This window comes from Pseudomonadales bacterium (assembly GCA_013215025.1).
In the GTDB taxonomy this organism is placed as follows: Bacteria; Pseudomonadota; Gammaproteobacteria; order Pseudomonadales; family DT-91; genus DT-91.
The window spans coordinates 1-1,896 of sequence record JABSRR010000310.1; the positions used below are offsets into that span (position 1 = coordinate 1).

2 protein-coding genes are annotated in these 1,896 nt (G+C 47.2%); both read left to right on the forward strand.

The features are described 5' to 3' along the window. The coding region (gene purB, locus HRU21_13225) for an adenylosuccinate lyase (GenBank protein NRA43249.1) at window positions 1-876 on the forward strand (876 nt) is incomplete at its 5' end. 34 nt (window positions 877-910) lie between these two features. Further along, on the forward strand, window positions 911-1,896 hold a 986-nt coding region (locus HRU21_13230), incomplete at its 3' end, for a hypothetical protein (GenBank protein ID NRA43250.1).

Below are 1,896 nucleotides of genomic sequence, written 5' to 3' on the forward strand. Positions count from 1 at the left end.
CTGACGACGAAGACGATACACAACATTAGCCCTACTACCGCCGGTAAAGAGATGGCTAATGTTGTGTATCGTCTTCGTCGTCAGATGGTACAAATTGATAATATCGAAGTGTTAGGCAAAATTAATGGTGCGGTCGGCAATTACAATGCGCACCTCAGTGCCTATCCAGAGATCGACTGGCAAGCGAATGCACAAAGCTTTATCGAAAGCTTAGGCATTGTGTTTAACCCCTACACCACTCAAATCGAACCACACGATTATATCGCCGAACTCTTTGACGCCTATTGCCGCTTCAACACCATCTTAATTGATCTTGATCGTGATATTTGGGCCTATATTTCAAACGCGTACTTTAAACAAAAAACCATCGCTGGCGAAGTTGGCTCATCTACCATGCCGCATAAAGTTAACCCTATCGACTTTGAAAATTCAGAAGGTAACCTTGGCATTGCTAACGCCGTACTACAGCATCTTTCAGCAAAACTTCCGATTTCCCGTTGGCAGCGCGATCTTACCGACTCAACCGTGTTAAGAAATATGGGGGTTGGCCTTGCTTACTCGTTGATCGCCTATCAAGCAACGCTAAAAGGCCTAAATAAGCTTGAGATAAATCCTCAGGCATTAGCATCCGACTTAGACAATGCCTGGGAAGTTTTAGCCGAGCCGATTCAAACCGTAATGCGCCGCTATGCCATTGATGAGCCTTATGAAAAACTCAAAGCATTTACGCGAGGTAAAGCCATGAATGCTGAAATGATGGCCGACTTTATCGCCTCACTTGAACTACCTGAGTCCGCTAAGGCTGAACTTTTGGCGATGACACCGGCGTCTTATATTGGCAATGCCGTGGCCCAAACGAAAGCAATCTCAAGCTAGCGCAAAGCCTGTGTGAGTTTGCGCAGATATATCAATGCAAATCAATCCGGCCGCGCTTGAATTTTTACGGTCTGACTTTTTGTCAAATCATTGGCAACGTCAGGCTGCATTTCTACCGCAGGCTATCGGCATTTCTGCTAACGATATTGATATCGACGAACTTGCTGGTCTGGCCATGGACGCTGAAGTTGAATCGCGATTGATTCATCAATTAGCAGAGCGCGATTTCAGCCTGCAGCACGGCCCATTTTCTTTAGACACCCTGACCAGCTTAGCTGAAAGCCACTGGACTTTACTGATACAGTCAGTTGATCATATATTGCCAGCGTTTCTTCAACTGCGTGATCAATTTAATTTCATTGACCAAGCGCGGCTAGACGACATTATGGTCAGTATATCGCCATCACATGGCAGCGTGGGCCCACATTTTGATCATTACGATGTATTTCTGATTCAAGCAGCGGGCCAGCGTGAATGGCAAATTGGTCAGGCCTGTGATGCCAGCTCAAAGCTGGTTGAGAACAGCCCCTTACATATCTTAGAAAATTTTGACTGCACGCAACGCTTTCAATGCCAGCCTGGCGATATGCTTTATTTGCCTCCAGGCCTGGCGCACTGGGGCACTGCCAGCAGCGATAATTGCGTAACTATCAGCATCGGTTTTAGATCCCCAAGCCTGCAAGACATTGGCCAGCACTTACTGGTTCAAGCGACTGACGTTTCAAAAACTGATGAAGTTGATAACAAGGAAAACCGTCAGGCTTCCAAGTCAAGTTTGACACTTAGCACTCTGCCGATTCAATGGGCCGCTCCGGCTGAAGCAATAGCGCCGTCACCTAGCCAGCCAATCACGCAGGCGACATTGCTTGAATTACAACAAACACTGCAGCAGCAGTTACTGCAGCCAGAAAACTTGGCGCATGCGCTTCAAGCCTCACTGACCGAGCCTAAAAACCCCAACAACTTTCACTGCATTGATGCGCAGCAGGCACAACGAGAGTTGCAGCAGCTTTTAATCGC